Origin of the sequence: Azoarcus sp. TTM-91, assembly GCF_012911025.1 — a bacterium.
Classification (GTDB): domain Bacteria; phylum Pseudomonadota; class Gammaproteobacteria; order Burkholderiales; family Rhodocyclaceae; genus Azoarcus.
Genome location: NZ_WUEI01000005.1, coordinates 30,196 through 54,760, shown reverse-complemented (window position 1 = coordinate 54,760; position 24,565 = coordinate 30,196). Strand labels below are relative to the sequence as shown.

Here is a 24,565-nt window from a genome sequence, read left to right as displayed (position 1 = left end):
TGGGTCAGCGATAGCAAAAAGGGAGGCTCAGCCTCCCTTTCTGTTTCCGGCCAGGCGTTATCGGCTCAGCTTTCCTTGGGCTCGCGCACGATCAGGGTGTCGCAGGGCAGCCATTCGAGCAGGCGTTCCGCGGCGCTGCCGAGCAGGAGTGCGGTGAGGCCGCTGCTGCCGTGGGTGCCGAGCACCACGAGGTCCGCCGATTGAGCGCGAACGTAGTGGGCGAGACCGGTTTCCAGCGGCTGGTGTTCTATGGTGACGTCCAGCCGTGCGCGGTCCTCGGTCGTCAGCCCGCAGCTGTCCAGGAACCGGGCGCAGGAACCGCCTTCAATCTCGCGGGCCAGCTCCCGGTAGTCGATGCGGTCGGCGATGGCGCTCATCGGCACCTGGAAGGCGTGGTAGAGCGTCAGCGGCGTGCCCGGGAACAGGCGCAGCGCGGCGAGCAGCGCGTGGCGGGAGGAGTTGGAGAAGTCGCTCGCCACGACAATGCGTTGATAGGCCACATGCGGCCGCTCCCGCACCACCAGCAGTGGCGGAGTGGTCTTGCGCGCCAGGCGCTGCACGGTGGAGCCGAGCAGGAAGCGGCCGAAGGTTTCGTTGCGGGCGAGTCCGGTGACGATGAGGCCGCAGCCTTCCTGTTCGGCGGTGGCATGGATGGCATCCAGCGCATCGCCGCGGGCAATGCGGATGCGCAGGCGCACGTTGCCTTGGCCGAGGTCCTGTTTGAGCTGGCGATAAGCCGCCTGCTCGCGCCCGGTGTCGCTCTCATCTTCCTGCGGCCGCAGCAGCAGGTCCGGCGCCTGCTGGGGTTCCAGCACGTTGAGGGCGATGAGTTCCGCGTCCCAGAGCCGGGAAAGGAGGGCGGCGCGGTCCAGCGCGCGGTCACAGCGGGCGCTGAGGTCGGTGCAGAGCAGCAGCCGCGTCGGCAGGCCGGTGGGCCGGTCTTGTTGTGGGTTCATGGTGTTCTCCTGGGTCCAGGTTGTCGGTGGTGAGAGAGGCGGGGGGCGAGGCCGTTTCTGCGTAGTATCAATTTTTCCAGCTCGGCAACGCAGAAGATCAGCATGCCGGCGGCGATGACCTTGCTCCATTCCTGCAGGCCGAGGCTGGCCGAGCCGAAGGTGGCCTGCATGGGTGCGGCATGCGTATAGAGTAGCTGCAGGGGGATGCAGGCGACGATGGCGAGCAGCACGTAGGGATTGCCGAAGAGGCCGTTGCGCGTCAGCACCGGGGCGAAGATGAAGCGGCTGTTGAGCAGGTAGAACATCTCGCTGACGACAATGGCGTTGACTGCCATGGTGCGGGCCGTCTCGATGCCGGTGCCGCTCTCCAGTTCCCACAGGAAGAGGCCCAGCGCGCCGAGCATCATCAGGGTGGAGACCAGCGCTACGCGCCAGATGAAGAAGCCGGACAGCAGGGCCTCCCCCGGCGGGCGGGGATGGCGGCGCATCAGGCCTTTCTCCCCTGGCTCGAAGGCGAGCGCCAGGCCAAGGCAGCTGGAGGTGACCATATTCACCCACAGCACCTGCGCCGGTGTCAGGGGCAAGGTGAGTTCGAACAGGATGGCGGCGATGACGACCAGGGTCTGGCCGCCATTGGGGCCGAGGGCGGTCAAGGGCCGCCACGGCTATCCCAGCCGCTCGCAGGCGCCGAAGACAAGGAGCGGGCGGATTCGGTGCGGAACAGGGCTGAATGGGCTGGGTCCGGTGTTGTCCTTGGGGGGGGGGCGGGCCCGCAGTGTAATTTGTTTGCCCAAAACTATACCGCGGGGATGACGGCTGCGTCATCCCTGTTTTAAGAAACCACTAAGGTTTTGGGCGCGTCAGCCCTAGTTTTCTCGCGCCGGACCGGGGTTTTCCGCGGAGGCCTCCAGATCCGGCAGGCGGGTGGCCAGGATCTTGTCGATGCGCTTGCCGTCCATGTCCACCACCTCTAGGCGCCATTGCTCCCAGATGGTGATGTCGCCGGTTCGTGGCAGGCGGCCGAGCAGCCACAGGACCATGCCCGACAGGGTGTGGTAGCGGCCCTTCTCCTCCTCCGGCACCGTCTTCAGTTCCAGCCGGTCCTTGAGTTCCGGTAGCGGAATCAAACCATCCAGTAGCCAGGAGCCGTCTTCGCGCTGCACCGCCCAGGCGTCTTCCAGGTTGTGCGGTCGGAATTCGCCGGTCACCGCCTCCAGCACGTCCTGCAGCGTCACCATGCCCAGCACCTCGCCGTATTCGTCGATGACGAACATCATGTGGGTACCAGAGGTGCGGAACTGGTCCAGCAACTCCATGCCGGTTAGCGATTCCGGCACGTATACCGCCGGCTGAAGCTGGGAGGACAGGTCGATGGAGCCGCCGCGCAGGGTCTGGTTGAACAGTTGCTTGGCGGCGACCACGCCGACGATGTTGTCCAGGCCGCCCCGGCAGACGGGGAAGCGGGAGTGCTCGGACTCGGCGACCCGCGCCAAGTTGGCATCCAGCGGATGGTTGAGGTCCAGCCACAGGATGTCGGCGCGCGGCACCATCAGCGAGCCGATCTGGCGGTCGTCCAGGCGGAACACATTGCGCACCATTTCATGCTCGTGCTTCTCGATCACGCCAGCCTCCGAGCCCTCTTCCAGCATGGCGTGGATCTCTTCCTCGGTCACGCTGGGGCCACCTAGGTCGCGCTTGCCGAGCAGGCGCAGCAGGGTGTCGGTGGAGATGGAGAGCAGGATCACGAAGGGCCGGGAGACGATGGCCAGCGCGTTCATCGGACGCGCCACCAGGCGGGCGATGCCTTCCGGCGAGATCTGGCCGATGCGCTTGGGCACCAGCTCGCCGACGACGATGGAGATGTAGGTGATTACCAGCACGACCAGGATGGTCGAGCCGATTTCGCTCGGGCGCTGGGGCAGCCCCAGCTCCTGCAGCCAGATCGCCAGCGGTTTGGCGAGCGCGGCCTCGCCGACGATGCCGTTGAGGATGCCGATGGAGGTGATGCCGATCTGGATGGTGGACAGGAAGCGGGTTGGGTCTTCGCCCAGCTTCATCGCGACAGCGGCGGCGGTATCCCCTTCCTCCGCCCGTTTTGCCAGCCGTGCCCGGCGCGCGGTGACCAGCGCGATCTCGGACATGGCGAAGACCCCATTCAGGATGACGAGGACGACGAGAAACACGATTTCCATCTGTGATTATCCGAAGAAAGGCTTCTGGGCATGGCTGGCCGCAGGCGCAGCAGGAGTGCGGCTGAGGGCTGGGGCGCGATGCGTGGCGGGAGCGCCGACGGCTAGAGGCGGCCGTGCACCGGCGGGCACTGGCCGGAGGCCGTCGCAGGAAAGAATCGCAGAGGACTTGCGGGGGCTACATCGCCCCGGCGTGTCGGAATCGGAGAATTCCGCAGAGGCCGCGATGGGGGCGGGAGGGACGTCGGAAACTGCCTTGACGCTGGCCACGGAGGGGGCCGGAGAGTATGCCGCCGAGGGCGAACTTCGACTACTCATGGGGCGGGATCGGTGTATCCCGCGGCTCCTTTGCGTTGTTAAAGGTGCAAGCATCATGCCGTATCCGCTTTTCTCTGTCACCGTTCGGGGAGGATAGTCCTTGACGGCGCCCAGGGCCGCGGCGCTACACTTCCGACCGTTCAAGGGGAGTAGCTTTTCGCTGCAGTATCGTCATCACGGTGGCGCCGCACCAGTTTCGCGGTCCCCCGGTACTGTGGGCAACGTGGTTGGTTGCGAGCAAGACCTTGCCGTAGGGCAAGGTGCGCGCGTCGATCCGTAACTCCTTCGACGAAAACGGCCTGTGTCCTCCGGACCCGGCCGTTTTTTCTTTCGTCGAGGTGTGTTGCATGGAATCGATAGGAACGTGGTGGATGTGGGCGGTGTTCGCCGCCGTGGTGCTGGTGATGCTGGCGGTGGATCTTTTCCTCTTCAAGGGTGGGCATCAGCACAAGGTGTCCTTGAAAGAAGCGGCGGGCTGGTCCATTGCCTGGGTGTGCGTAGCCCTGCTCTTCAATGCCGGACTGTGGTGGTATCTGGATGCCGAAGCCGGCCGCGCGCTGGCCAACCAGAAGGCGATGGAGTTCTTCACCGGCTATCTGCTGGAGAAGTCGCTGGCGGTGGACAACGTCTTCGTCTGGATGCTGATCTTCGGCTTCTTCTCGGTGCCGATCGAACTGCAGCGCCGGGTGCTGCTGTACGGCATCGTCGGCGCCATCGTGCTGCGCACCGGCATGATCTTCGCGGGCAGCTGGCTGATCAGCGAGTTCCACTGGATCCTTTACATCTTCGGTGCTTTCCTGGTGGTAACCGGGGCGAAGATGCTGTGGCTGGCCGACCACGATCCCGATCTGGCGAGCAATCCCGTCGTCCGCTTCATCCGCAACCACTATCCGGTGACGCCGACGCTGGAAGGCGAGCGCTTCTTCGTGATGCGCGACGGAGTGCGCTACGCCACGCCGCTGTTGCTGGCGCTGGTGCTGGTCGAGATCTCGGACGTGGTGTTCGCGGTGGACAGCATCCCGGCGATCTTCGCCATCACCGCCGACCCTTTCATCGTGCTGACGTCCAACATTTTCGCCATTCTCGGCCTGCGGGCGATGTACTTCCTGCTGGCTGACCTGGGCAACCGCTTCTCGCTGCTCAAGTACGGCCTGGCGGTGATCCTGATCTTCATCGGCGTGAAGATGCTGATCGTGGAGTGGTTCAAGATCCCGATCTTCGTCTCCCTGGGGGTGGTCGCGGCAATCCTTGCCGTGTCGGTCTGGCTCAGCCTTCGCCGCAGCGCGGACGAGGCGGCGCACTAAGGGCCAGGGCCGTCATGCCGCGCGCCAGGCGAGTTACACCGGTGCGCGGCAACGGCAGGTTACAATGGCCGACTTTCTTGCTGGGAAAGGTCAGATGAAGACCACCTTTCTGGATTTCGAACAACCGATCGCCGAGCTCGAGGGAAAGATCGAGCAGCTGCGTTTCGTGCAGGACGATTCCGCTGTCGATATCTCCGAAGAGATCGCGCGCCTGGAGGCCAAGAGCCAGGTGCTGACCAAGGAGCTGTACGCCAAGCTCACGCCGTGGCAGATCGCCCAGGTGGCGCGCCATCCGCAGCGTCCCTACACGCTGGACTACGTGCAGCACATCTTCACCGACTTCGAGGAACTGCATGGCGACCGCGCCTTCGCCGATGACAAAGCTATCGTCGGCGGTCTGGCGCGCTTCAACGGCCAGAGCTGCGTGGTGATCGGTCACCAGAAAGGCCGGGATACCAAGGAAAAGATCGCCCGCAATTTCGGCATGCCGCGCCCCGAGGGCTATCGCAAGGCGATGCGCCTGATGAAGCTGGCGGAGAAGTTCGGCCTGCCGGTGTTCACCTTCGTCGATACGCCGGGCGCCTATCCGGGGATCGGTGCCGAGGAGCGCGGCCAGTCGGAAGCGATCGGCCACAACCTCTACGTGATGGCCGAGCTCAAGGTGCCGCTGATCTGCACGGTGATCGGCGAAGGCGGTTCCGGCGGCGCGCTGGCGATCGCGGTGGGCGACCAGACGATGATGCTGCAGTACTCCACCTATTCGGTGATTTCACCGGAAGGTTGCGCGTCCATCCTGTGGAAGAGTGCGGAGAAGGCTTCCGAGGCGGCCGAAACCATGGGCATCACCGCGGCGCGGCTCAAGTCGCTGGGGCTGATCGACAAGATCATCAACGAGCCGGTGGGCGGTGCCCATCGCGATCATCGTGCCATGGCCCAAAGCCTGAAGCGGGCATTGGGCGAAGCGCTGCGCCAGGTCGACTCACTGTCGCCGGCCGAGCTGATCGAGCAGCGCCTGGAGCGCTTGATGGGTTACGGGCGCTTCAAGGAACAGCAGGCAGCCTGACCGCAGCCGGGACGATGGCTGTGGTTTCTCCTCTGCCTGCGCAGGTGCTGAGGGCGCTGGTGCAGGCGGATGTCACCGAAGGAAGCAGGCTGTGCTGCGCCTTGTCCGGCGGGGTGGATTCCCGCGTTCTGCTCCATATCCTGACGGGCCTGCGGGCCCGTTTGTCTTTCCGGCTGACCGCGGTGCATGTGCATCATGGCCTCAGCCCGCATGCCGATGCCTGGGCCGCGTTCTGCCGTGAACTATGCGCCGCTGCCGGGGTGCCGCTGACAGTGCATCGGGTCGATGTAGCGCGCGACGATCCGGCCGGGCTGGAGGCGGCGGCAAGGCGAGCCCGGCACCGGGTGCTGCTGGCCAGCGAGTGCGACTGGCTGGTCTTCGGCCATCATGCGGATGATCAGGCGGAAACCGTGCTGTTCCGCCTGCTGCGGGGTGCAGGGGTGCGCGGCGCCGCCGGCATGGCGGAGCGGGAAGCCCCCGCCGGGCAGCAGCCGGGCCGCCTGCGCCCGCTCCTGGACAGCCGCCGTGCGGAGATCGAGGCCTATGCTCGCGAGCATGGGCTGCAATGGGTCGAGGACGAGAGCAACGAGGATCGGCGCTACACGCGCAACGATCTGCGGCACCGTCTGCTTCCGGCGATGGAGGAGGGTTTTCCCGGTGCCGCCCGTACGCTGGCGCGCGCTGCTGCCAACTTTCGTGAAGCGAGCGCGCTGCTGGATGAGCTTGCCGCGATGGACGAGGCCGCATGTGGAGGCCAGTCCCTGGAGAGGGCGCAACTGCTCCGGCTCAGCGAAGCGCGCTGCGCCAATCTGCTGCGCTGGCAGGCGGGCCGCCTGGGCGCGGAGATGCCGGCGCGGGCGCGCTTGCTGGAGGTGATCCGCCAGTTGCACGGCGTTGAGGCTGCGCGGGGCTTCCGGGTGGCGCTGGGGGCGCTTGATTGTTGCTGCTACCGCGGCAAGGTCTGGCTGGAGCCGGCGGCTTCGCTGGCGGGTGCGGCAGCCAGAGCGTGGGCAGGCGAAGCCGAGGTGCCGTGGCTGGGCGGGGTGCTGCGGTTCTCGTCGGCCCGGGGCGAGGGGCTTTCCGCTGCGCGCTTGCAGGCTGCCCACGCTTTGCGACTGTTGCCTCGCTGGCCGGGGATGCGCCTGCGCCTGGTTGCCGGTCGGCCGAGCAGGAGTTTCAAGAACCTGTGCCAGGAGGCGGGTATTCCCGCCTGGCAGCGGGAGCGATTGCCGGTGTTGCAGGTGGACGGCTGTGCCGCCTGGGTGGGCGGCATCGGCACCGCGGCGGAATTCGCCGCGGCGGCGGACGAAGACGCCGTGGCCGTCGAATGGCTGCCGCTTGTTCCGCCTGCGGGGGAACCCTAAGCCTTAAGCCCTGGACCTCAGCGCAGGGCAGTCAGCATCTGCGCAAGCTCCACCGCCGAGCGCACCTTCATCTTGTCGAACACGCGGGAGCGGTGGGCTTCCACCGTGCGCATGGAAATCGCCAGTTCGTCGGCGATTACCTTGTTGAATTTGCCTTCCAGGATCAGATCCATCACTTCGCGCTCGCGTGCCGTCAGTGTGGCCAGTCGGGCTTCGACGGTGCCGCGGTCGGCGGCGGCCTGGCGGTTCTCGTCGTCATGCGCGATGGCCTGCTCGACCAGGTCGACCAGGTCGTTATCGTTGAAAGGCTTCTCGATGAAGTGATAGGCCCCCTTCTTCAAGGCGGCCACCGCCATCGGCACGTCGCCGTGACCGGTGACGAAGATGACCGGCAGGCGGTTGCCTCGCGTAAGCAATGCCTCGAAGCACTCCAGGCCGCTCATGCCGTCCATGCGGATGTCCAGCACGATGCAACCGGGCCAGTCTGTCTGCCAGGCTTCCAGGAAAGCCTCGGCGCTGGGCCACAGCCGGGTGGCGACGCCGCGGGTCTTGAACAGCCATTGCAGGGCATCGCGGATGGCTTCATCGTCATCGATGATGTGCGCGCAAGCTTGGGTCATGTGGGGTCTATGGGAAGCGACAGGGTGAAGATGGTACCGCCCTCCGGGTTAGGCTCAAAAGCCAGGCGGCCATGGTGGAGTTCGGCGATGGAGCGACAAATGTTCAGCCCCATGCCCATTCCTTCCTGCTTGGTGGTGAAAAAGGGCTGGAACAGGTGGCTGGCGGTTTCACTGTCGATGCCGCTACCGCGGTCGGACACCCGGACGCTGACCATGCCGTTGGCGGCATGAGTGGAGACGGTAACGACGCGTTTGCCGGCGGGTGTTTCCCGCATTGCATCCATGCCGTTGCGGACGAGATTGACGATGATCTGCTCGATCATCACCGGGTCGGCGGCGACCTGGGGCAGCCGTGGTGCCAGTTCGGTCGCGATGCGCATGCGCCGCTTGCGCGCGTCCGCTTCGATGAGGCCGACCGCATCGCGGATCACCGCATTGAGGTCCAGCTGCTCGCGTTTGGGCTCCGAGCGGCGGACGAAATCGTGCACCCGGCGGATGATCTCGCCCGCCCGCCGCGCCTGCCGGCCGAGCTTCTCGTGGATGTCGCGCAGCTCGCCTCGGTCCACCTCGCCGGCGGCGAGGCGGTTGATGCAGCCGCTGTTGTAGCTGGCGATGGCGGCCAGTGGCTGATTGAGCTCGTGGGCCAGCGTGGAGGCCATCTCGCCCATGGTGACCAGGCGGGAGGTGGCCTGCAGGCGCTCTTCCTGCTGGTGGGCGAGGGCGTGGGCGCGCTTCTGCTCGGTGATGTCCAGCACCGAGCCCATCCAGCCGGTGTGGCGGCCCTGGGCGTCGATCAGCGGCGCCTCGAACAGCAGCACGTCCAGGCGCTCGCCATTCTTGCGCCGGAACTTGATCTCGACGCCGTCCGGGGTCGAGCCCTTGTTCTGGATGCGCTCGTAGAGTTCGCGCCGTCGCTCGATGTGGTCTGGCTCCCAGTACGGCATCGGCGGTGGCCGGCCCAGCAGCTCGCCCGCGTCGTAGCCGGTCATGCGGCAGAAGGCGGAGTTGACATAGGTGAGGCGGCCTTCGAGGTCGCGGGCGCGCAGGCCGGTGATCAGCGAATCCTCCATCGCCTTGCGGTAGGCGGATTCCTCCAGCAGCGCCTGTTCCGCCGCCTGGCGTTTGGTGAGCTGGCGGCGTACCTGCCAGAAGCTCCAGACCACGATGCCGCCGAGCAGCGCAATGGACGCTGTCAGCAGCACCGGAATCCAGCGGGTCTCCGCCTTGTAGGGGGTGATCTGCAGTGTCAGCCCATGGCCGGGCGGGTCGAAGTTCATGCTGTAGCTGCGGCGGGCTTCCAGCGGCGCGATCTTGGACTTGGCGGCGATCTCGCGGCCGTCCGCATCCAGCACCGCTACCCGGTAGCGCTCGGAGAACCACCAGGGCAGTTCGCGTACCACCAGGTCGGAGAGCGAATACACGCCCACCACCATGCCGAGGAAGGCTTCGTCGGACCAGGCGGGCACATCCACCTCGAAATGCGTCTTGTCGCCCATCACCGTGTAGGCGGGGCCATATACCGGGCGACCGACCGCGCGGGCGAGGCGGAAGATGGTTTCGGAGGACATGGCGCCCGCGGCTTCGCCGACCAGGTGCTCGTCCGCCGCCGGCGGCAAGGCGCCGCGCACCTTGCCATCCTGGTCCAGCCACAGGATGCGTACGAGCCCGCGCTCCTGACTGAGCAACTGGCGCAGCTGCGCCTCGGTCTGCGCCGACATTCGTTCCTCGCGCAGCAGCTCCGGGCCCAGCTGCTGCAGCTGCGCCTCGTTGCGGTCGAGCTGGAAGCGCAGGTTCTGCTCCATCCACAGGGCGTCGTTGATGAGGATGGCCTGCTGCTCGTCCGCGTCATATTCCCGCGTCAGCCATACCAGCACGGCGAGCGCCGCGAGGAACAGGGCGAGGCTGAGGATGGGCAGGATGTGCAGCCATTTCCCCCGGACTGGCGGCAAGGGCTGCTGCGCGGCGTCGGGATGGTTCATTCGGGTGAGTGCCGGACGGGGGCGATCTTGCGGTATTCCACAATAGCGACGCTTACAAAGCTGAAAGGATACTCGAACGATGCCTGCGCGTTGTTCGTCCGCCCAGGTTGTCCGGCGCCCGCAGCCTACCGCGGTGCGGGGCCAAAAAAGTAGTCAATAGCAAAAAGCGAACATTTCATTAATTGGAGGAGAGTTCATGAGACTCCGTGCACTTCTGCTCGGACTGGTCGCTGTCGGCCTTTCCGCTGGCGCCCTGGCCGCCGACCCTGTCGTTATCAAGTTCAGCCACGTTGTCGCCCAGGACACCCCGAAGGGCAAGGCGGCAGAGCGATTCAAGGAACTTGCCGAGAAATACACCAGTGGTGCGGTGAAGGTCGAGGTCTATCCGAACAGCACGCTGTACAAGGACAAGGAAGAGATGGAGGCCCTGCAGCTGGGCGCCGTCCAGATGCTCGCCCCCTCGCTGGCCAAGTTCGGCCCCCTCGGCGTGCGCGAGTTCGAAGCCTTCGATCTGCCCTTCATCTTCGACAACTATGATGCGCTGCACAAGGTGACCTACGGTCCGGTCGGCCAGCAGCTGTTTGCCAAGCTCGAGCCCAAGGGCATCAAGGGTCTGGCTTACTGGGACAACGGCTTCAAGTCCTTCTCCGCCAACACCCCGATCAAGAAGCCGGACGACCTGCGCGGCAAGAAGATGCGCATCCAGTCCTCCAAGGTGCTGGAAGAGCAGATGCGTGAGTTGAAGTCGCTGCCGCAGGTGATGGCCTTCTCCGAGGTCTACCAGGCGCTGCAGACGGGCGTGGTGGACGGGACCGAGAACCCGATCTCCAACCTCTACACCCAGAAGATGCATGAGGTGCAGAAATACCTCACCATCACCGATCACGGTTACCTGGGTTACGCGGTCATCGTGAACAAGAAGTTCTGGGACGGCCTGCCGACCGAGCTGCGCACCCAGCTCGACAAGGCGATGAAGGAGTCCACCGAGTACGCCAACAAGATCGCCAAGGAAGAGAACGACCAGGCGCTTGAGATGGTGAAGAAGTCCGGCAAGACCGAGGTCTATGTGCCCACGACCGAAGAACGCCTGGCCTTCAAGAAGGTGCTGGTCCCGGTGCACAAGAAGATGGAGTCCCGCATCGGCGGCGATCTGATCAAGTCCATCTACGAAGCCACCAGCTTCGATCCGAACAAGCTCTGATCCGCCATCCCTTGAACGCCCGCCGGCCCTCAATCCGGCGGGCGTTTTCGTGACGGGAGAATTCCATGCTCAAAGTACTCGACCACCTCGAGGAGTGGCTCATCGCCTTCCTCATGGGGGCGGCGACGGTCATCATCTTCGTCTCCGTATTGCATCGCTATGGCACCGGCATCGACTACCCTGCGCTGCAGGATGTGCTGCTGTCCATCAACCTGGGCTGGGCCCAGGAACTGACGATCATCATGTTCGTGTGGATGGCGAAGTTCGGCGCCGCCTACGGTGTCCGCACCGGCATCCACGTCGGTGTCGACGTGCTCATCAATCGCCTGAGCACCGAAAACCGCGGCCGTTTCATCCTCCTTGGTCTTGGGGCTGGCGCCTTGTTCACCGCGATCGTCGGCACCCTGGGCGCGACCTTCGTCTGGGAGAACGGCGCTCATTACCAGATCTATCACTGGTTTGGCATCACCCAGGATGGCCTGTATGAGGGTCCGGTCACGCCTGACCTGGAATGGCCGACCTGGATGGTCTACGCCGCGGTGCCGCTGGGCTCTTATCTGATGTGCTTCCGCTTCCTGCAGGTCATGTGGAGCTTCTGGAAGACTGGCGAGCTGCCGCACCACGACCATGGTCATGTTGATGGCATCGACGAGGAGCACCTGCCGGCCGACGCCAATCCCTACGACATGGGCGACAACCTGCACCCGCACGACCTCAAGCACAAGCAGATCGGCGAAGACAAGGATGCCGGCAAGGGAGACAAGCAATGAGCGCCGCCATCATCTTCATCATCCTCCTGGTGCTGATGCTCACCGGGATGCCGATCTCGATCTCGCTCGGCCTCACGGTGCTGACCTTCCTCTTCACCATGACGCACGTGCCGATCGAGTCGGTGGCCCTGAAGCTTTTCACCGGCATCGAGAAGTTCGAGATCATGGCGATCCCGTTCTTCATCCTGGCGGGCAACTTCCTGACCCATGGCGGCGTGGCGCGGCGGATGATCAACTTCGCCACTTCAATGGTCGGCCACTGGCATGGTGGTCTCGGTCTGGGCGGCGTGCTGGCTTGCGCCTTGTTCGCGGCGGTGTCCGGTTCCAGTCCGGCAACCGTCGTGGCGATTGGCGCCATCATTCTGCCGGCCATGGTGAAGCAGGGTTTCCCGAACAAGTTCGGCGCGGGGGTGATTACCACCTCCGGCGCGTTGGGCATCCTGATTCCGCCGTCCATCGTCATGGTGATGTACTCGGTTTCCACCAACACCTCGGTGGGGGCCCTGTTCATGGCGGGCGTGATTCCGGGTCTGCTGCTGGCCGGTTTCCTCGGTTTCACCACCTGGAATCGGGCGCGCCGCTTCGGCTACCCGCGGCTGCCGAAGGCGAGTTGGGGCGAGCGGGCGAAGGCGTTCAAGGACTCCGCCTGGGGCCTCTTCCTCATCGTCGTGGTAATGGGCGGGATCTACACCGGCATCTTCACGCCGACCGAGGCGGCCGCGATGAGCGCGGTCTATGCCTTCATCGTCGCGGTGTTCATCTACAAGGACCTGAAGCTCTCGGATGTGCCCAAGGTCCTGCTGAACTCGGCGAACATGAGCGCGATGCTGCTGTACATCATCACCAACGCCACCCTGTTCTCCTTCCTGCTGACGCATGAGCAGATCCCGCAGGCGATGACGGACTTCATGATGAGTACCGGCGTGGGCGTGATCGGCTTCCTGATCATGGCCAACATCCTGATGCTGGTGATGGGCAACTTCATGGAGCCCTCGTCCATCGTGCTGATCCTGGCGCCTATCCTGTTCCCGATCGCGATCGCGCTGGGCATCGATCCGGTCCACTTCGGCATCATCATGGTGGTGAACATGGAAGTCGGTCTGTGCCATCCGCCGGTGGGTCTGAACCTGTACGTAGCGAGCGGCATCACCAAGATGGGGATTACCGAGCTGACCGTGGCGGTGTGGCCTTGGCTGCTCTCCATGCTGGTGTTCCTCGTACTGGTGACTTATGTGCCGGCAATCTCCCTCTGGCTGCCGAGGACTCTGGGGATGATTTCTTAAATAGGCCTGAATGCCTGAGCAAGCCCGGCCCTGTGCCGGGCTTTTTCTTTTCCGGGGCGATACGTTCGGAGAGACATGTGGTAGCAGGGCGTCGGGGCTGTTGGGATATGATCAGCCAAATTTTTCATCGGCCCCCTTCATGGAAATCGTCACTTTCTTCATCGATCTCCTGCTCCATCTGGACGATTATCTGGTCATGTTGCTGGAGCAGTATGGCGTCTGGCTCTACGGCATCCTGTTCCTGATCGTTTTCTGCGAAACCGGCCTGGTGGTGACTCCCTTCCTGCCGGGGGATTCCCTCTTGTTCATGGCAGGCGCACTGGCGGCCGGCGGCGGACTGGATCCGGCGCTGCTGATTCCCCTGCTGTTCGTTGCCGCGGTGCTGGGCGATACCCTCAACTACACGATAGGCAAGCACTTCGGTTCGCGGATGTCGAAGTGGGAGAACAGCCGCTTCTTCAACAGAAAGGCGCTTGAGCGCACCCAGGCCTTCTATGCGAGACACGGCGGCAAGACCATCGTGATCGCGCGCTTCATGCCCATCGTGCGCACTTTTGCGCCCTTCGTTGCCGGCATGGCGCGCATGCAGTACCGCCGCTTCGTCATGTTCAACGTGTTGGGCGCGGCGCTGTGGGTGGGGCCGCTGGTGATGATCGGCTATTGGTTCGGGAACATCCCGGTAATCAAGAACAACCTCTCCACCGTCGTGATCGGAATTGTCGTCCTATCCATCCTGCCGGTGGTGATTGCCTGGCTGAAGGAACGCAACGCCCCGGCTGAAGGGCGGGCCTGAGGGCGGGCCTGGCCCGGCCGGGCGCTGGCATCGGGCGGAAATCTGCTAAAATTCCGTGTTTTGTCAAACACCCCGGAGTTTTACATGGCCATCGAACGCACCCTCTCCATCATCAAGCCCGACGCCGTCGCCAAGAACGTCATCGGCAAGATCTATCAGCGCTTCGAAGACGCCGGGCTGAAGGTCGTGGCCGCCAAGCTGGTGCAGCTGTCCGAGCTGGAAGCCGGCCAGTTTTACGCTGTGCACAAGGAGCGCCCCTTCTTCAAGGACCTGGTGTCCTTCATGATCTCCGGTCCGGTGATGATCCAGGTGCTGGAAGGCGAAAACGCCATCGCCAAGAACCGTGAGTTGATGGGCGCCACTGATCCGAAGAAGGCTGCCCCGGGCACCATCCGCGCCGACTTCGCCGACTCTATCGACGCCAATGCGGTGCATGGCTCCGACGCCCCCGAAACCGCTGCTGTGGAAGTGTCCTTCTTCTTCCCCGGCATGAACGTCTATTCCCGCTAAGCGATCCATTCCGGCGGCCCGTCTCGGCTCCACCGTGGAGCGCGAACGGGCCGTTTGCGTTGGGGTCACAAGGTGCTGACGAAGATGAATACCCCGGTCAATCTCCTCGACTTCGACGTGGATGGTCTGATCGCCTGGTTCGCAGAACGGGGCGAGAAGCCCTTTCGTGCGCGCCAGGTGATGCGCTGGATGCACCGCGAGGGCTGCAATGACTTCGCTGCGATGACCGACGTCGCCAAGGCGCTGCGAGCCCGCCTCGCCGAAGAGGCCTGCATTCGCCCGCCGGTGCCGGTGCGCGACTCGGTTTCCGCCGACGGTACCCGCAAATGGCTGTTGGACGTCGGTAACAGCAATGCGGTGGAAACGGTCTTCATTCCGGAGACCAACCGCGGCACCCTGTGCATTTCCTCGCAGGCTGGCTGTGCGCTGGACTGCGCTTTCTGCTCTACCGGCAAGCAAGGTTTCAACCGCAATCTCTCGGCAGGTGAAATCATCGGTCAGCTGTGGCTTGCCAATCACCTCCTGGGCGCCGCTCGCGAGGCGGAGGCCGGCCTCGAGGCTGGTGATAAGGACAACGGCCGCATCATCAGCAATGTGGTGATGATGGGCATGGGCGAACCGCTGGCGAACTTCGACAACGTGGTGACCGCCCTGCGTTTGATGCTGGATGACCATGCCTACGGGCTGTCGCGCCGCCGTGTCACGGTTTCCACTTCCGGCATCGTCCCGGCAATGGACAGGCTGCGCGATGAATGCCCGGTCGCGCTCGCGGTGTCGCTGCACGCATCGAACGATGCGCTGCGCGACCGGCTGGTGCCGATCAACGTCAAGTACCCGCTGGTCGAACTGATGGCGGCCTGCCGACGTTATCTCGACAAGGCGCCCAGGGATTTCGTCACCTTCGAATACGTGATGCTCGACGGCGTGAACGACGACCCTGCCCATGCCAGGGAACTGATCGAGCTCGTGCGCGAGGTGCCGTGCAAATTCAATCTGATCCCTTTCAACCCTTTCCCGAACTCTGGCTTCCAGCGCTCTGCGCCGGAACGCATACGGCGCTTTGCGGGTATCCTGATTGACGCCGGCATCGTTACCACGACGCGCAAGACGCGGGGTGACGATGTCGATGCCGCCTGTGGCCAGCTGGCCGGCCAGGTTCAGGACAAAACCCGGCGCACCGTGCGCCTCAAACAGACGCTGGAGGTCCGTTCATGACGCGCTTTGCCGCGATCGTGTCAATCGCTGCTGCCGCCTTGCTGGCGGGGTGTGCCACTGCGCCCGGGCAACCGGGTGATTCTGCTGCGGCGCCCTCCCGGCCGATGGCCGATACTTCGCCGGCCAACCAAGCGGAGGCGCGCGCGCGGGCTCATGTGGAACTTGGGCTGGCCTATATCGAGATCGCGCGCTACGACGTCGCATTGGACGAGGCCAAGACCGCCCTCTCCGATAGCCCGGGCTATGGGCCGGCCTATCACCTGATGGGCCTGATCTACATGCTGCTGGATGAGCGTGCTCTGGCGCAGGACAACTTCGAACGGGCGCTGCGGGCAGCCCCGGGCGATCCGGATTTCAGCAACAGCTATGGCTGGTTTCTCTGCCAGTACGGCCGCGAGAGCGAGGGCTTGAGCTATTTCAATCGCGCCGCACGCAACCCCTATTACCGGTATCCTACCCGGCCCTATACCAACGCTGGCCTGTGCCTGCTGCGCGTGAAGAACGACAGTGCGGCCGAGGGTCAATTCGCGTCGGCGGTGGAGGCTGACCCCACGAATGGGCGGGCGATGTACGAGTTGGCGGGCATTGCCTATCGCCGGGGGGATTACGAGCAGGCGCGCAACCGGTTGATCCGGCTCCACCAGGCTCTGGAGCCGACGGCTGCGTCTGCCTGGCTGGGGCTGCGCACTGAACGCCGCCTCGGCCACCGCGATGCCGAGGCGAGCTACGCCGCGCAGCTGCGGAGCCGCTTTGCCGATTCACCCGAATATCAGTTGATGTTGCAAGGGAAGTACGAGTGAGTGCCATGCAGTCTCCGCCCGAGCCCTCGGGCGTTACGTCCGAGATGACGCCCGCCGAGTTTGCCGGAGCGCAGCTGCGGCAAGCGCGTGAAGCGCGCGGCGAAACCCTGTCCGACGTTGCTCAGGTGCTGAAGCTGTCCCGCAGGCAGGTGGAGGCGCTGGAGAGCGGCCGTCATGATGCGCTGCCCGGCCCGGCTTTCGCGCGGGGTTTCCTGCGCAATTACGCCCGTTACCTAGGCCTGGACCCGGCGCCCCTGCTGGGTGGCGTGGAGCAGCGCGGGGCGGCGGGTACGGTGGAGCTGGCGCCGGTCTCGAACGCGACCGGCGAAATGCCGGTTGGGATGGGGCGGCGCACCAGCAGCAAGCCGGTAACGGCGCTGTTCTTCATCTTGCTCGCCGGGGTGCTCGCGGGCTGGTATTTCGACTGGTTCCAGACGGAGCCACCGGCTGAAATGCCGGGGTCTGAATCGACCGAGACGGCGCCCATCGAAGGCGGTGTGGCGATCGAGCCACTGGAGGCGCCGGCCGCGGAGGCGCCGGCGGCAGCGGCTCCCGCGCCGCAGGCTCCGGGGGCGGCGGCTGTGCAGCCGGCCATGACGCCTTCGGCGGACCAGGGCGCGGGTGCGGTTGTTGCAACTCCGGCGCCCGCTACGCCGGTGCCTGCTCCGGCGACGGACGGCGCCAGCCTCGTTTTCAGTTTCACTGGCGAGTCCTGGATAGAGGTCAGGGATGCTGCTGGTGCGGTGGTCTATTCCGGCACCAATTCCGCGGGCGCCACTCGCACGGTACAGGGCAAGGCGCCTTTCACGCTGGTGGTGGGCAACGCCAAGGATGTCCGCCTCGAATATCAGGGCAAGGTGGTCGACCTCGCTCCCCATACCCGGGTCACGGTTGCCCGCCTGACGGTTCAATAAGATGACGCACCAGATTTTCCAGGCCGGCGCCGAGCCGCGCCGGGCTACCCGCCAGGTCCGCATCGGCCGTGTCATCGTCGGTTCGGACGCGCCGGTGGTGGTGCAGTCCATGACCAACACCGACACCGCCGACGTGTTGGGAACCGCGATACAGATCGCCGAACTGGCCCGAGCCGGTTCCGAGTTGGTACGCATCACGGTGAACAATGAAGCGGCCGCCAAGGCGGTGCCGCACATCCGCGACCGGCTGCTGGCGCTGAACATGGATGTTCCGCTGGTGGGCGACTTCCATTACAACGGCCACAAGCTGCTGTCCGACCACCCGGCCTGCGCCGAGGCGCTGGCCAAGCTGCGGATCAATCCGGGCAACGTGGGGGCGGGCAGCAAGCGCGATCCGCAGTTCGCCGCCATCGTCGACATCGCTTGCCGCTACGACAAGCCGGTGCGCATCGGCGTGAACTGGGGCAGCCTGGATCAGTCGGTGCTGGCCCGCATCATGGACGAGAACGCCACGCGCGCAGAGCCTCGCGACGCTGGCGCCGTCATGCGCGAAGCGCTGGTGGTGTCGGCGCTGGAGTCCGCAGCCAAGGCCGAGGAGTACGGCCTGGGGGGCGACCGCATCATCCTGTCCGCCAAGGTTTCCAGCGTGCAGGATTTGATCGCGGTTTACCGCGACCTCGCCCAGCGCTGTGATTACCCGCTGCATCTCGGCCTCACCGAGGCCGGCATGGGCAGCAAGGGCATCGTCGCCTCCACCGCGGCGCTGTCGGTGCTGCTGCAGGAGGGGATAGGCGACACCATCCGGATCTCGCTGACGCCGGAGCCGGACGGCAGCCGGACGCAAGAGGTAGTCGTTGCCCAGGAGATCCTGCAGACCATGGGCCTGCGGGCATTCACCCCGATGGTGACTGCCTGTCCCGGCTGTGGCCGCACTACCAGCACCTTCTTCCAGGAACTGGCCTCCGGCATCCAGACCTATGTGCGCGAGCAGATGCCGGTGTGGCGCGAACAGTACGACGGCGTCGAGAACATGACGCTTGCGGTGATGGGCTGCGTGGTGAATGGCCCGGGCGAGAGCAAGCATGCCAACATCGGTATCTCGCTGCCCGGCACCGGCGAAAGTCCGGCGGCACCGGTGTTCGTCGACGGCGAGAAGACGGTGACCTTGCGCGGCGACAACATCGCCGCCGAGTTCAAGGCCATCGTCGATGACTATGTGAGCACGCGATACGCGAAAAAGGCGGGCTGAGGCCCCCGGCAACGAACAGAGCGAAACGGATACAGATGAGCCAGACCTTGCAGGCGCTGCGCGGGATGAACGACATCCTGCCGGACGAGGCCGAAACCTGGGAACACTTCGAAGACATCGTGCGGGACTGGCTGAAGAGCTATGGCTACCGGCCCATCCGCATGCCCATCGTCGAGCCGACGCCGTTGTTCAAGCGCGCCATCGGTGAAGTGACCGACATCGTCGAAAAGGAGATGTATTCCTTCGAGGACGCGTTGAACGGCGAGCGTCTGACGCTGCGCCCGGAAGGCACCGCTTCCTGCGTGCGTGCCGCCATCCAGCACAACCTCATCGCCGGCTCCGGCCCGCAGCGGCTTTACTACCACGGCCCGATGTTCCGCCATGAGCGGCCGCAGAAAGGCCGCTATCGCCAGTTCCACCAGATCGGTGTCGAAGCACTGGGCTTTGCCGGCCCGGACATCGATGCCGAGCTCATCATCATGTGCGCCCGGCTGTGGGACGACCTCGGGCTGGAAGATGTGTCGCTGGAACTCAACTCCCTGGGCTCGGCGGAAGAGCGCGCCTTGCACCGGGCGGCGTTGATCGCCTACCTGGAACAGCATGTGGACCGCTTGGACGAGGACGGCAAGCGCCGCCTCTACTCCAATCCGCTGCGCATCCTGGACACCAAGAACCCCGAGCTGCAGCAGATCGTCGAACAGGCGCCCAAGCTGGCCGACTATCTCGGCGAAGAAAGCCTGTTGCATTTCACCGCGGTGCAGACTCTGGTCAAGGATGCTGGCATCCCCTACCGGGTGAACCATCGGCTGGTGCGCGGGCTGGACTACTACAACCGTACCGTCTTCGAATGGGTCACCACCCGCCTGGGCGCGCAGGGCACCGTCTGTGCGGGTGGGCGCTACGACGGGCTGGTCGCGCAACTGGGTGGCAAGCCACAGCCTGCCGCGGGGTTCGCGATGGGGGTCGAGCGCCTGCTTGCACTGTGGCAGGAGAGCGGCGGCGAGGCGGAGAAGGTGCGGCCGGACGTCTATCTGGTGCACCAGGGCGAAGCCGCGATGCGCCTGGCCTTCCGTGCGGCCGAGGCGCTGCGTGGCCATGGCTTTGCGGCATTGCTCCATTGCGGTGGCGGCAGCTTCAAGTCGCAGATGAAGAAGGCCGACGCCAGTGCGGCAGCGGTGGCGGTGGTCATCGGCGAGGACGAAGCGGCGGCGGGCGAAGTCGGCGTCAAGCCGCTGCGCGGCGCTGGCGCCCAGCAGCGGGTTTCCCTGGAAGGTCTGCCGGAAGCGGTTGCTGACCTGCTTTTTACCGACGAATCGACGAACGAAGAGGGTAACGATGGCGGTGTATGACCTCGAGGAGCAGGAGCAGATCTCCGCGCTCAAGGGTTGGTGGGAAGACTACGGCAACTGGGTGACTGGTCTCATCGCCGTGGCGGCGTTGGCGGCGGTCGGCTGGCAGGGTTGGCAGTGGTACCAGGGCAAGCAGGCGGGCGAAGCCGGCGTGCTCTACTTCGCGGTGCAGCAGGCGGTGGAGCAGGATGACGCGCAGAAGGCGCGCGACGCCGCCGGCCAGCTGATTGGCCAGTATCCCGGCACCACCCATGCCCAGATGGGCGCCTTGCTCTCCGCCGGCGTGCAGTTCCACAAGGGGGAACTGGACAACGCCAAGGCGCAGCTGGCGTGGGCGGCCGATAAGGGCGCTGATCCGTCGCTGCGCGATCTTGCGCGCCTGCGTCTGGCGACAGTGCTGCAGCAGCAGGGGGCGCTGGATGAGGCGCTGGCCCGGTTGCAGCCGGTACCCGCCGGCCAGTACAAGGCCCGCTTCGAAGATCTGAAGGGCGATGTGTTGGCTGCCCAAGGCAAGTCTGCCGATGCCCGCGCCGCCTATCAGGCCGCAATGGATGCCATCGGTCAGGATGACGAACGGGCCGCTACCCTGCGCGAAGTCGTGCGCGTGAAACTCGAATCGCTGGAAGGTTGATCGATGCTCCCCGTCTCTCTGCGTTCCCTTTCCCTGGCGGTGCCGGTGGCACTGCTGACCGCCTGCTCCTCGCTGAACCCATTTTCCAGCGATGGCCCCAAGCCTGCGCCGCTGGTGGATTTCACCCAGTCGGCCCAACTGGCGAAGACCTGGAGCGTGGACATCGGCAAGTCCAAGAACTATGTGTTCCAGCCCGCCGTGGTGGGCTTCGCGGTCTACGCCGCGGCCGAAGGCGGCGACCTTGCTCGTTATGAAGACGGGCGCGCGGTGTGGAAGGCGAGCACGAAGACGCCGCTGTCCGCTGGTGTGGGCAGCGACGGCAAGCTGGCCGTAGTAGTAACGGTCAACGGCACGGTCATTGCCTACGATGCCACCAACGGTTCGGAGCGCTGGCGTTCGCAGGTCGGGGCCGAAGTGCTGGCGCCGCCGGCGGTCAATGATGATGTCGTAGTGGTGCGCTCCTCGGACCACCGCTTGATTGCCCTGTCGGCCAAGGACGGCGTGCGGCGCTGGGTCTACCAACGCAACAATCCGCCGCTGGGTCTGCGGACCTACGCGGGGGTGTTGCTGGAGAGTGGCGTTGCGCTGGCTGGCTTTCCCGGCGGCAAGCTGGTCGCGATCAGCCTCGCGAACGGCGGTGCGTTGTGGGAGCTGACGGTGGCGACGCCCAAGGGTTCGACCGAGCTGGAGCGGGTTGCTGACATCGTCGGCCCGCCGGTTATCGGGCGCCGCGAGGTGTGCGCCGTGGCTTACCAGGGCCGTGCGGCTTGCTTCGACGCGTCCAATGGCAATTCGCTGTGGTCTCGCGAAATGTCGAGCAGCGTAGGCATGGACAGAGACACCCGCTTCGCTGTGATCACCGATGACAAGGACGCGGTGAACGCGCTGGATGTCTATAGTGGTGCGAGCATCTGGAAGCAGGACGCGCTGGCGCGTCGTACGGTGGGGCGCCCGCTGATCGTGGGTGACTATGTTGCGGTGGGCGATCTGGAAGGTTATGTCCACCTGTTGAAGCGCGAAGACGGCGCCTTCGCCGCGCGCGTGCGGGTTGACAGCAGCGCGGTGACCGCGGATCTGCGTCCCTACGGCAATGGGTTCATCGCCCAGAGCCGTGACGGTGAAATCGCCGCCTACGAGCTGCGCTGAGCGGAAACGGATACAAGAACGTGAAACCTACCATCGTCCTGGTCGGGCGCCCCAACGTCGGCAAGTCCACCCTCTTCAATCGGCTGACGAAAACGCGTGACGCCTTGGTCGCTGACCAACCCGGCCTTACCCGCGACCGCCACTATGGCGTCGGGCGTGTCGGTGACCGGGATTACCTGGTGGTAGACACCGCGGGTTTCGACCCGGTGGCCAAGGACGGCATCATGCACGAGATGGCTCGGCAGGCTGAGCAGGCCATCGCCGAGGCGGACGTCCTGCTGTTTCTCGTGGATGGCCGGGCGGGGAGGACGCCGCACGATGAACAGATCGCTGCTCGACTACGGCGCGCGGGGCGGCCCGTTCACCTGGTGGTGAACAAGGCGGAAGGGTTGGACCGGGCCATCGTCTCGGCGGATTTCCATGCGCTCGGCCTGGGCGCACCGCTGCCGGTCTCCGCGGCTCATGGCGACGGGATCAAGCAGGTGGTTGAACTCGTGCTGTCGCCCTTCCCGGAGGACGAAGACGCCGAAGACGACGCCGAGAAGGGGCCCAAGGTGGCCATCGTCGGCCGTCCGAATGTCGGCAAGTCCACGCTGGTCAATACCTTGCTGGGCGAGGAGCGGGTCATTGCCTTCGACATGCCTGGAACGACCCGTGACGCCATTGCGATTCCCTTCGAGCGTGGCGGACGGCCCTATACGCTGATCGACACCGCAGGCCTGCGCCGCCGTGGGAAGGTCTTCGAAGCCGTCGAGAAATTCTCGGTGATCAAGACCCTGCAGGCTATCCAGGAGTCCAACGTCGTCGTGCTCGTGCTGGATGCGGCGCAAGACATTTCCGACCAGGACGCGCACATCGCCGGTTTCGTGCTGGATACTGGCCGCGCGCTGGTGGTGGCAGTCAACAAGTGGGATGCGGTGGATGACTACCGGCGGGAGCGCTTGAAAGAGGACATGACGCGCAAGCTCGGTTTCCTGTCATTTGCGCGCTTCCATCAGATTTCCGCGCTCAAGGCCGAAGGCATCAATGGTCTTCTGAAGTCGGTGGACGGTGCTTATGCGGCAGCGATGGCCAACCTGTCCACGCCCCGGCTTACCCGCACCATGCAGGCTGCGGTGGCCAAACAGGCCCCGCCACGTCACGGCAGCGCTCGTCCAAAGCTGCGATACGCTCACCAGGGCGGCATGAACCCGCCAGTGATCGTCATCCACGGTAATGCTTTGGAGAATATTCCGAACTCGTATGTGCGTTTTCTGGAGCGCACCTTCATGGAGGCTTTCAAGCTCCAGGGTACGCCCTTGCGGATACAGTTCCGGACCGCGCACAATCCCTACGCGACCAAGAATTGATTGCGGAAAAACCCGATTCCCACACCGGGATTTCGATGCATACTGGCATGTGGCAGTGCAGCACGAAATCCGATACATTCATATAAACACAAAATAAAGAGGTTCAACGATGAGCAATAAAGGGCAACTTCTACAAGACCCCTTTCTGAACACCTTGCGCCGGGAGCATGTCCCGGTATCGATCTATCTGGTCAACGGAATCAAGCTGCAGGGTCAGATCGAATCCTTCGACCAGTACGTCGTGCTGCTCAAGAACACTGTGACGCAGATGGTCTACAAGCATGCCATCTCCACCGTCGTGCCTGCCCGCCCGGTAACGATCCAGCAGCAGGAGCCGGGCGAGGGCGGCAACTGATCTCCCGCTCCCAAGCTCGTGGCCGACCGCCAGCGTCGGCCGGGATTCTCTCCCATGTTTGAGCGCCCGGCATCCGGGGAGCGCGCGGTTCTCGTTCAACTGGACTTCGGTCAAGAGGCCGTCGACGAGCGTCTGTCCGAACTCAAATTGCTCGCTGCCAGCGCGGGGGCGAGCGTCGAGGCGGTGGTCCAGGGGCGGCGCTCCGCACCTGATCCGGCTTTGTTCGCCGGTCGCGGCAAGGTGGCAGAGGTGGGCGAAGTCCTGCGCGCCAATGCCGCGGACCTCGTCATCTTCAATCATGCTTTGTCGCCGGCGCAGCAGCGTAATCTTGAGCGTGAGCTGAACTGCCACGTCATTGACCGCACTGCGCTGATCTTGGACATCTTCGCGCTCCGCGCGCGCAGCCATGAAGGCAAGCTTCAGGTCGAACTGGCGCAGTTGGACCATCTTTCCACCCGCCTAGTAAGGGGCTGGACTCACTTGGAGCGGCAAAAAGGCGGTATCGGTCTGCGGGGGCCGGGCGAGACCCAGCTGGAGACGGACCGCCGCTTGCTGGGCAACCGGGTCAAATTACTGAAATCCCGTTTGCAGCAGATGGAGAAGCAGCGCAAGGTGCGTCGCCGAGCGCGGGAGCGGCGCGACGTCCTGTCTGTATCCCTCGTCGGCTATACCAACGCCGGCAAGTCCACGCTGTTCAACGCACTGACCAAGGCTGGCAGCTATGCAGCCGACCAGCTTTTCGCCACCCTCGATACAACATCGCGCCGACTTTATGTTGGCGGGGGGAACGTTGTGTTGTCGGACACGGTCGGATTCATCCGTGATCTGCCTCATGCCCTCGTGGCGGCTTTCCGCGCGACGTTGGAAGAAACCGCGCATGCTGATCTGCTGCTACATGTGGTGGATTCTGCCAGCGAGGACAGAGATGCACAGATCGCCGCGGTGAACCAGGTGCTGGCCGAAATCGGCGCGGCCGAGGTTCCGCAGATCATGGTGTGGAACAAGATAGACCTCACTCATGCCAGCGCGGCGGTCGAGAGGGGCGACTGTGATAGAATCAGGCGCGTTTTTTTAAGCGCAAGAACCGGCGAAGGGCTTGATCTGCTTCGAGAAGCGCTGGCCGAGACGGCTAGCCAGGCATCTGGTCCAAATGCGGGCGACATGCCGGGGACTGCGCCAGACATTCCATTACAACAGTGATAACAGG

General features: G+C 64.6%; 23 protein-coding genes. 18 read left to right on the top strand and 5 right to left on the bottom strand.

Annotated elements, in window-relative coordinates:
• Positions 1-65: 65 nt before the first annotated feature.
• The 3 genes from GRF61_RS02890 to GRF61_RS02880 all read right to left on the bottom strand — a co-directional run bounded on the left by GRF61_RS02890 (position 66) and on the right by GRF61_RS02880 (position 3,148).
• The gene (locus tag GRF61_RS02890; protein WP_169149223.1) at positions 66-956 is read right to left on the bottom strand and encodes a universal stress protein; all 891 of its coding nucleotides are present in this window, start codon (positions 954-956) and stop codon (positions 66-68) included.
• Complete coding sequence (locus GRF61_RS02885; protein WP_282447108.1) at positions 953-1,609, bottom strand: cation transporting ATPase C-terminal domain-containing protein; 657 nt, start codon at positions 1,607-1,609, stop codon at positions 953-955. The genes GRF61_RS02890 and GRF61_RS02885 overlap by 4 nt, the downstream gene beginning before the upstream one ends.
• A gap of 213 nt (positions 1,610-1,822) precedes the next feature.
• Positions 1,823-3,148: a hemolysin family protein gene (locus GRF61_RS02880; RefSeq protein ID WP_169149222.1), complete on the bottom strand. Its 1,326-nt coding sequence runs from the start codon at positions 3,146-3,148 to the stop codon at positions 1,823-1,825.
• Positions 3,149-3,810: 662 nt separating this feature from the next.
• On the opposite strand from GRF61_RS02880, the gene GRF61_RS02875 reads away from it, so the two are divergent.
• From GRF61_RS02875 to tilS, 3 genes are all read left to right on the top strand, one after another.
• Positions 3,811-4,767: a TerC family protein gene (locus GRF61_RS02875; protein WP_169149221.1), complete on the top strand. Its 957-nt coding sequence runs from the start codon at positions 3,811-3,813 to the stop codon at positions 4,765-4,767.
• Positions 4,768-4,861: 94 nt separating this feature from the next.
• On the top strand, positions 4,862-5,830 hold the full coding sequence (locus GRF61_RS02870) for an acetyl-CoA carboxylase carboxyltransferase subunit alpha (RefSeq protein WP_169149220.1): 969 nt from the start codon (positions 4,862-4,864) through the stop codon (positions 5,828-5,830).
• Between the two features lie 101 nt (positions 5,831-5,931).
• Positions 5,932-7,194 carry a tRNA lysidine(34) synthetase TilS gene (gene tilS / locus GRF61_RS02865; protein ID WP_248281079.1) on the top strand — a complete coding sequence of 421 codons (1,263 nt, stop codon included), beginning with the start codon at positions 5,932-5,934 and terminating at the stop codon, positions 7,192-7,194.
• 17 nt (positions 7,195-7,211) lie between these two features.
• On the opposite strand, the gene GRF61_RS02860 is transcribed toward tilS, so the two are convergent.
• Together GRF61_RS02860 and GRF61_RS02855 are read right to left on the bottom strand one after the other, a co-directional pair.
• A complete protein-coding gene (locus tag GRF61_RS02860; RefSeq protein WP_169149218.1) occupies positions 7,212-7,814 on the bottom strand; it encodes a response regulator in 603 nt (200 codons plus the stop codon).
• Complete coding sequence (locus GRF61_RS02855; protein ID WP_211165698.1) at positions 7,811-9,793, bottom strand: PAS domain S-box protein; 1,983 nt, start codon at positions 9,791-9,793, stop codon at positions 7,811-7,813. The genes GRF61_RS02860 and GRF61_RS02855 overlap by 4 nt, the downstream gene beginning before the upstream one ends.
• A 196-nt stretch (positions 9,794-9,989) precedes the next feature.
• Here GRF61_RS02855 and GRF61_RS02850 point away from each other — a divergent pair, with 196 nt between their 5' ends.
• The 15 genes from GRF61_RS02850 (at position 9,990) to hflX (ending at position 24,558) form a co-directional block, all read left to right on the top strand.
• Positions 9,990-10,994, top strand: coding sequence for a TRAP transporter substrate-binding protein (locus tag GRF61_RS02850; protein ID WP_169149217.1), 1,005 nt, complete (start codon positions 9,990-9,992; stop codon positions 10,992-10,994).
• 65 nt (positions 10,995-11,059) lie between these two features.
• Positions 11,060-11,764 carry a TRAP transporter small permease gene (locus GRF61_RS02845; RefSeq protein ID WP_169149216.1) on the top strand — a complete coding sequence of 235 codons (705 nt, stop codon included), beginning with the start codon at positions 11,060-11,062 and terminating at the stop codon, positions 11,762-11,764.
• On the top strand, positions 11,761-13,047 hold the full coding sequence (locus GRF61_RS02840; RefSeq protein WP_169149215.1) for a TRAP transporter large permease subunit: 1,287 nt from the start codon (positions 11,761-11,763) through the stop codon (positions 13,045-13,047). Before GRF61_RS02845 ends, GRF61_RS02840 begins: the two co-directional genes overlap by 4 nt.
• Positions 13,048-13,186: 139 nt before the next feature.
• On the top strand, positions 13,187-13,840 hold the full coding sequence (locus tag GRF61_RS02835; protein ID WP_169149214.1) for a DedA family protein: 654 nt from the start codon (positions 13,187-13,189) through the stop codon (positions 13,838-13,840).
• An 84-nt stretch (positions 13,841-13,924) separates the two neighbouring features.
• Positions 13,925-14,350, top strand: a complete 426-nt coding sequence (gene ndk, locus GRF61_RS02830) for a nucleoside-diphosphate kinase (protein ID WP_169149213.1) — start codon at positions 13,925-13,927, stop codon at positions 14,348-14,350.
• Between the two features lie 84 nt (positions 14,351-14,434).
• Positions 14,435-15,565: a 23S rRNA (adenine(2503)-C(2))-methyltransferase RlmN gene (rlmN, locus tag GRF61_RS02825; RefSeq protein WP_169149212.1), complete on the top strand. Its 1,131-nt coding sequence runs from the start codon at positions 14,435-14,437 to the stop codon at positions 15,563-15,565.
• A complete protein-coding gene (pilW, locus tag GRF61_RS02820; RefSeq protein WP_169149211.1) occupies positions 15,562-16,365 on the top strand; it encodes a type IV pilus biogenesis/stability protein PilW in 804 nt (267 codons plus the stop codon). Before rlmN ends, pilW begins: the two co-directional genes overlap by 4 nt.
• A 5-nt stretch (positions 16,366-16,370) precedes the next feature.
• On the top strand, positions 16,371-17,279 hold the full coding sequence (locus GRF61_RS02815) for a RodZ domain-containing protein (RefSeq protein ID WP_169149261.1): 909 nt from the start codon (positions 16,371-16,373) through the stop codon (positions 17,277-17,279).
• Between the two features lies 1 nt (position 17,280).
• The gene (ispG, locus tag GRF61_RS02810) at positions 17,281-18,528 is read left to right on the top strand and encodes a flavodoxin-dependent (E)-4-hydroxy-3-methylbut-2-enyl-diphosphate synthase (protein ID WP_169149210.1); all 1,248 of its coding nucleotides are present in this window, start codon (positions 17,281-17,283) and stop codon (positions 18,526-18,528) included.
• 35 nt (positions 18,529-18,563) lie between these two features.
• Positions 18,564-19,877, top strand: a complete 1,314-nt coding sequence (gene hisS, locus GRF61_RS02805; RefSeq protein WP_169149209.1) for a histidine--tRNA ligase — start codon at positions 18,564-18,566, stop codon at positions 19,875-19,877.
• Entirely contained in the window at positions 19,864-20,508 is a 645-nt protein-coding gene (locus GRF61_RS02800; protein WP_169149208.1) for a tetratricopeptide repeat protein, read from the top strand. The genes hisS and GRF61_RS02800 overlap by 14 nt, the downstream gene beginning before the upstream one ends.
• 3 nt (positions 20,509-20,511) lie before the next feature.
• Positions 20,512-21,654 carry an outer membrane protein assembly factor BamB gene (gene bamB / locus GRF61_RS02795; RefSeq protein ID WP_169149207.1) on the top strand — a complete coding sequence of 381 codons (1,143 nt, stop codon included), beginning with the start codon at positions 20,512-20,514 and terminating at the stop codon, positions 21,652-21,654.
• A 20-nt stretch (positions 21,655-21,674) separates the two neighbouring features.
• Entirely contained in the window at positions 21,675-23,003 is a 1,329-nt protein-coding gene (gene der, locus GRF61_RS02790) for a ribosome biogenesis GTPase Der (protein WP_169149206.1), read from the top strand.
• Positions 23,004-23,112: 109 nt separating this feature from the next.
• A complete protein-coding gene (gene hfq / locus GRF61_RS02785; protein WP_169149205.1) occupies positions 23,113-23,358 on the top strand; it encodes an RNA chaperone Hfq in 246 nt (81 codons plus the stop codon).
• A gap of 54 nt (positions 23,359-23,412) precedes the next feature.
• Positions 23,413-24,558, top strand: a complete 1,146-nt coding sequence (gene hflX / locus GRF61_RS02780; RefSeq protein WP_169149204.1) for a ribosome rescue GTPase HflX — start codon at positions 23,413-23,415, stop codon at positions 24,556-24,558.
• The last annotated feature ends 7 nt before the right edge of the window (positions 24,559-24,565 follow it).